4 protein-coding genes are annotated in these 6,413 nt (G+C 69.7%); 2 read left to right on the top strand and 2 right to left on the bottom strand.

Features of this window, described 5'->3' with window-relative positions:
* Window positions 1–90 precede the first annotated feature (90 nt).
* Window positions 91–1,566 (top strand): cellulase family glycosylhydrolase, encoded by a 1,476-nt coding sequence (locus tag Ato02nite_RS40600; protein ID WP_246608008.1) that lies wholly within the window; start codon window positions 91–93, stop codon window positions 1,564–1,566.
* Between the two features lie 120 nt (window positions 1,567–1,686).
* Window positions 1,687–4,953 (top strand): TIM-barrel domain-containing protein, encoded by a 3,267-nt coding sequence (locus Ato02nite_RS40605; RefSeq protein ID WP_213012027.1) that lies wholly within the window; start codon window positions 1,687–1,689, stop codon window positions 4,951–4,953.
* Here the strand turns inward: Ato02nite_RS40605 and Ato02nite_RS40610 are convergent.
* Both Ato02nite_RS40610 and Ato02nite_RS40615 read right to left on the bottom strand, forming a co-directional pair.
* Window positions 4,940–5,587, bottom strand: coding sequence for a hypothetical protein (locus tag Ato02nite_RS40610; protein WP_213012028.1), 648 nt, complete (start codon window positions 5,585–5,587; stop codon window positions 4,940–4,942). The two genes, Ato02nite_RS40605 and Ato02nite_RS40610, sit on opposite strands and share 14 nt — an antisense overlap.
* A gap of 126 nt (window positions 5,588–5,713) precedes the next feature.
* A complete protein-coding gene (locus Ato02nite_RS40615) occupies window positions 5,714–5,860 on the bottom strand; it encodes a hypothetical protein (protein WP_213012029.1) in 147 nt (48 codons plus the stop codon).
* Between the last annotated feature and the right edge of the window lie 553 nt (window positions 5,861–6,413).

Raw genomic sequence — 6,413 nt, forward strand, 5'->3', positions numbered from 1 at the left:
AAGCGCTCATAGCTTTCGCGGCTTGACAACGATGTCGGCCGAAGCCAGTCTGGGAGCGCTCCCATATCGTCCCCCGTCGATTGGCGTCCCATGAGACTTCGAACGTTATCCCTGGTCGCGGCCAGCTCCATGGTCGTGGCCGGGGCGTTCGCCCTGACGTTGTCCCCGGCGTCGGCGGCTACCACCGGTTGTTCGGTCGCTTACCAGGTAACCGGGTCCTGGCAGGGTGGCTTCCAGGGCGACATCGCGATCACCAACCTCGGTGATGCGGTCTCGTCCTGGTCCCTGGGTTTCGACTTCCCGTCCTCGCAGAAGGTCACGCAGGGCTGGGGTGGCACGTTCGCGCAGTCCGGCGCGCACGTCACCGTGACCAACGCGGCCTGGAACGGGTCCATCGGCAGCACCTCGGTCGGCTTCGTCGGGTCGTGGACCGGCTCCAATCCGGTGCCGACCGCGTTCACCCTCAACGGGGTGGCGTGCACCGGCGGGACTACCGCCACCACTCCGCCTCCTACTACCACGCCTCCCGCCACCACGCCTCCTCCCACCGGGGCGGCGCCGGTTCTTAAGGTCTCCGGGAACAAACTGGTCAATTCCGCCGGGCAGACCGTGAAGCTCTACGGCGTCAACCGCTCCGGTGGGGAGTTCGCCTGCATCCAGGGGAACGGCTTCTGGGACGGCCCGATGGATCAGGCCTCGATCACCGCCATGCGCAGCTGGAAGATCCGCGTCGTCCGGGTCCCGCTGAACGAGGAGTGCTGGCTGGGCACCGCCGACGTGCCCGCCGCCTACGGCGGCATCGCCTATCAAAACCAGGTCAAGGCGTACGTGAACCTGCTCGTCCAGAACGGGATCACGCCGATCGTCGAGATGCACTGGAGTTACGGCCTCTACACCGGCACCTCGTCGGGTTGCTCCGACGTCAAGGCGACCTGCCAGAAGCCGATGCCGGACGCGCAGTACGCCCCGTCGTTCTGGACCGGGGTGGCGAACGCGTTCAAGGGCAACGACGCGGTCATCCTCGACCTGTTCAACGAGCCCTACCCGGAGCGGGCCACCGGCGACGAGACCTCGGGCTGGAAGTGCTGGCGCGACGGCGGCACCTGCACCGGCATCGGTTACCCGGTGGCCGGCTTCCAGTCGCTGGTCAACACGGTCCGGGCGACCGGCGCCACCAACGTCATCATGATCGGCGGCCTGGCCTACTCGAACAACCTGAGCCAGTGGCTGGCCTACAAACCGGCCGATCCGCTGAACAATCTGTCGGCGTTCGCGCACATCTACAACTTCAACACCTGCTCGAACACGTCCTGCTGGGACAGCCAGATCGCCACCACCGCGGCTCAGGTACCGGTCACGCTCTCCGAGATCGGCGAGAACGACTGCGCACACGGCTTCGTCGACGGCCTGATGGACTGGGCCGACCTGCACGGGATCGGTTATCTGGGCTGGACCTGGAACACCTGGGACTGCTCGACCGGCCCGTCGCTGATCAGCGACCACAACGGCACCGCTACGGCGTACGGCCAGGGCCTCAAGAACCGCCTGGCTCTCGTCTCGAACTGACCCCGCTACGCCCGGCCCTCATCGGGCCGGGCGTTCGGGCCGTATCGAAGCAACCCTATTGACTTTGCCCCAGGGGGAGACTCCACTGTGTGACGAGCAAGTCACCAACCGGGGGTAGTCATGCTCAAGAGGGTCGCCGTTCTTCTCGCCGTGCTGCTCGGGTCGGTCGCCACACCTGTCGCCGCGCTGGGCGCGTCGCCCGCGGTGCAGGGCCAGAGCATTCGCTCCGGCCATCTGCGGGTCCAGGTTCTGAGCCCCACGCTGCTCCGCCTGGAGTACGCCGTGGACGACGTCTTCGAGGACCGCCCGACGTTCAACGCGGTCGACCGATCGCCGGGCCGCACGTGGTTCCGGGCCGCTACCACCGGCGGTGAGCTGCGGGTCGAGACCAGCGCGGTCACCCTGCACTACCGCCTCGACAGCGGCCCGGTCACCGCGGCCAACACCACCCTTGACCTCACCGTCGCCGGCCGCCGCGTCGGCGTCCACCCGGCGTTCGGCACCCCGGCCCGGGCCGACGCGCTCGGCGGGTGGTACCGCGGGCTCGACTACTACGGCGGCCAGGCCGGCCCGGTCGACCAGATCACCCTGCACCCCGGCATGCTCAACCGCTCGGGGTGGTATCTGCTGGACGACACCTCCACCGCCGTGCGCACCGGCGACGACTGGCTCGCCCCGCGGCCCGCCCACGGCGGCACCTACCAGGACGGTTACCTGTTCGGCTACGGCCACGACTACAAGCGCGGCCTGGCCGACCTGCGCACGCTGACCGGCCCGTCGCTGCTGCCGCCCGAGTGGGCCTTCGGCAACTGGTTCTCGAAATACCAGGCCTACAGCACCGCCGACTACCAGGACCAATTGCTGCCCGCCTTCAAGCAGAACCGGGTGCCGCTCGACTCGCTGGTGATCGACACCGACTGGAAGTCACCGAACCAGTGGGCCGGCTGGAACTGGAACCCCGCGCTGTTCCCCGACCCCGCCGACTTCGTGGCCTCGCTGCGGCGCCAGGGAATCGCCACGACTCTCAACGTGCACGCGGCGATCAGCGGCGACGACCCGCAGTTCGCGGCGGCGCAGGCCACCGCGAAGGACAAACTGACCCCGGCCACCAGCAGTTTCGCGCCCAACCCGTTCCGGTTCGACTGGGGTGACGCCGACCAGGCCGCCGCCTACCGGCAGCTGCACCAGCCGTTCGAGGACCAGGGCGTACGGCAGTGGTGGCTCGACTACTGCTGCGACGACAGCACGGTCAGCACACCCGGCGTCACCCCCGACAGCTGGGTCAACGAGCTCTACCGGCGCGACGGCGACGAGCGCGGGCAGCGCGGCTTCTCGCTGGCCCGGATCGGGGCGGCCTACCCGGCCTACACCACGCCCGGCGGTTCCGGCCCGTGGGCCGAGCACCGCAGCACCGTCCACTTCACCGGCGACACCCGGCCCGACTGGCCCACCCTCGCCTTCGCGGCGGCCATGACCCCGGCCGAGGGCAGCATCGGCATGTCCTACGTGAGCCACGACATCGGCAGCTTCGCCGGCAAGCACCTGCCCGACGACCTCTATCTGCGGTGGGTGCAACTGGGCGCGTTCCAGCCGATCCTGCGCCTGCACTCCGACCATGGCGACCGGCTGCCCTGGGAGTACTCCGACGCCGTGGCCGGCCCGGCCGCCGACTTCCTGCGGCTGCGCGAGTCGCTGGTGCCCTACCTTTACTCGGCCGCCCGGCAGAGCTACGACACCGGGCTGCCGATGTCCCGGGCGCTCTACCTGGAGTGGCCCGAGCTCGATGCGGCCTACCAGCACGACACCCAATACCTGCTGGGCGACTCGCTGCTGGTCGCGCCGGTCACCACGCCCGGCCTGGCCACCACCACCTCGGTGTGGTTCCCGCCCGGCACCTGGACCGACTTCTTCACCGGAGCCACCTTCCGCGGCCCGGCCACCCGCACGGTCGGCGTCACCCCCGACCACATGCCGGTCTACGTGCGGGCCGGCGGCATCGTCGCGCAGCGGGCCGGTGACACCAACGTGGCCGGCCAGGCCAAGGACAAGCTCACCCTCACCGTCTACCCGCACGCGTCCGGCACCACCCGGGTCTACGAGGACGCCGGCGACAGCCTCGGCTACCGCGCCGGGCAGTTCGCGCAGATCCCGGCCCGCTACACCGAGGGCCGCAGCCCGTCGCTGACCGTCGGGCCGGTGGCCGGCACCTACCCGGGCGCGCCGGGCACCCGGCACTACACGGTCGCGTTCGCCGACGTGAGCCGGCCGCACACGGTCACCGCCGGCGGCCGTCGCGCCGACTTCACCTACGACGCCGGGAAACACCTGCTCACCGTGCGAGTGCCGGCCACCGCGAGCGGCCGGGCGGTGACCGTCACGCACGACGGCAGGCCGCTGACCGTGGCGCCGCCGCCCGCCGTCGACGTGACCTTCACCGCGCCCGACGGCCTGCAGTCCGGCGCCACCAGCACCCTCGTCACGGCCGTGCGCAACTCCGGGCCGGGCGCGATCCGCGACCTGCGGGCGAGCGTCGACGCGCCGGCCGGCTGGGTGCTCACCGCCCGCAGTGCCACCACGAAGCGCTCGCTCGCGCCCGGCGCCACGTTCACGGTGACCTACGACGTCACCCCGGCCGGCACCTCGCCTCGCACGGCGAACGTGACCGCGCGGGTCGCGTACCGCAATCCGGACGGCACCGCGACCAGCGTGCCGGCCGCACTCACCGTGCCCATCCGCCCGGTCGCGGTGACCTTCCGGGTGCTCGCGCCGCCCGGCACGCCGCCCGACGCGAAGCTCTACCTGCCCGGCAACATCGACCTGCTGGGCCCATGGGACCCGGGCAAGGTGGCGCTGACCAACCGCGGCGGCGGCATCTGGGAAGCCACGATCACCGTGCTCGACGGCACCGACATCCAGTACAAATACACCCGCGGCACGTGGGAGACGGTGGAGGACTGGGGTTCGATCACCGGCACGGTCAACCGGGCGGTAACGGTCGACGGCGGCATCACCCAGACCATGCTGGTCGACGACACCTCCACCCAGTGGGGCACGCCCGGCGTTCCCGACGACCACCTGGCCATCCAGTACTGGCGCGACCCCCTGGTCGTCTCCACCAGCGCGACCGCGACCGCGGTGACCGTGCGGTTCCAGCGCGACGTCCAGCCGGCGGCCGGCACCGACTTCGCCGGTTCACTGACGGTCTCCGGCCTGTTCGGCGACATCTCCGGCACGGTCACGGAGACCGAGCCGGGCACCCTGGTCTGGACCCCGACGGTGCCACTGCCGAACGGCGCCTACGCGGCCACCGTGACCCAGGTGAGCAGCACCGGCCCAGCCGGCGTACCGATCCGCCAGCCGTTCGCGTTCAACTTCACCCTGCCCTGACCCCGCCGCTGTGCGGGTCCACCCATGTGGTCAAGTCGTAGGCGGCGACGCAGTAGCCGTCGACAGGCAGCGGCGGCTGCACGCGGACGTGTCGGGACTCGATGATCGAGGCCAGTTCCTGCGGGAGCGAGCCGGCGAACCCTGGTGCAACCCGGCCATGGGCGGCGGTCAGTGGCAGATCGATCCCGAGCACCTCCCCGGCGGCACCGTCGTGCAGGTACAGGCGGTGTCGGCCGTCGCCGGTCAGGAGGTAGCCGGTCACGGTGTAGACGTCTTCGAACCACGGCGCACCGCCCCCGAACAGCAGCAGGCTCAGCAGGGAAAAGTGGTTCTGGTCCGGCTCGGTCGCCGGGCGGCCGGGGGCCCAGCCGGCGTCGGTCGCGGCGATGATGTGGTTGCCGTGACTGTCCTGGCCGGGGTTTGACTCGGCGACTGTGGTGAGCAGTTCCGCTGTGATACCGCGGAGCCAGTCGATGCAGGCGGCGACGTCGAGTTCAGGGTCGTCGCCGCCGAGCGGAAAGTCGAAGGCGACGATCCGCGTCGGTATCAGCTGCCGGATCCCGTCGTCGGTTCCATGTCGTTCGAAGACTTCGCGGGTCTGGAGGCAGTTGGTGTCCAGCAGCCAGTGCCGCATCCACCAGACTCGTCGAGCGTGCCGCATGACGCGCGGTCGGGGACAGTGGGTCTTCGTGGACGCGCCTGGTCCGCGGCGAGGTCCGGACCGTTCTGTGGGGCCCGTTCGAACGGCTCATCGGTACGTTTAACTGTCCTCGTGCGGAACGAGCACGGCGTGGAACTTGCCTCCGGGGTTGCCGGCGCCGACCCCGACGGACAGGTTGGCCACGTGCGGGTCCGAGCCGGTGGTCCAGCCGAACTCGTGCAAGGCCAGTTCCCCGCCCGGACCCACGAACTCGCCGAACGCCCGCCGGTCCGTGCCGGTGACGTCGGCACCTCCACGAGTGCACCTTCCCGCACCTGGACATCCACCTGGGCAAGATAGCTGATCAAGAACGTCGTCCAGCGAAGTTCGGCTACCGACGCCCCTGGCTGGTGGGCCTCCAGAGCGGCCGGGCTGAATGCCGGATTGGCCCACCTGTGCGCTGCCCGCTACGGCGTCACCTCGGATTGCTGTTTCTTGCGGGCTGGTGCGCACGGTCGGCACCGTGATATTTGCTTTCGCCTGTCGGAATGAATTGTTTCTTTGATTGGTCACGCAACTTATCGGCCTGGCTCTGAAATGTCTTCTGAGGTTGGCATGATCGCTTATTAGCGGACGCGATTGGCGGCGCGGGAGAATATGTCTATGCGGTACCAGCAGCTTCAGCTATTCACCCGCCCGGCGACTGCCGCGGTGCGTGATCGCACCCGGGCGCGTAACTATTCGCCGTCGAATGCGGAGTTTCGGCGGGAGCATGCGCGTCGGCGGCGGCGGGGACTCGCTCAATGCCGCGTAGCTTAAG

Origin of the sequence: Paractinoplanes toevensis (assembly GCF_018332695.1) — a bacterium.
GTDB classification, from domain to species: Bacteria; Actinomycetota; Actinomycetes; order Mycobacteriales; family Micromonosporaceae; genus Actinoplanes; species Actinoplanes toevensis.

Excerpts from the sequence above, each read along its gene's own strand:
- Ato02nite_RS40600 (WP_246608008.1), top strand. The coding sequence starts at position 91 with ATGAGACTTCGAACGTTATCCCTGGTCGCGGCCAGCTCCATGGTCGTG.
- Ato02nite_RS40605 (WP_213012027.1), top strand. The coding sequence starts at position 1,687 with ATGCTCAAGAGGGTCGCCGTTCTTCTCGCCGTGCTGCTCGGGTCGGTC.
- Ato02nite_RS40610 (WP_213012028.1), bottom strand. The coding sequence starts at position 5,587 with ATGCGGCACTGGCTGCTGGACACCAACTGCCTCCAGACCCGCGAAGTC.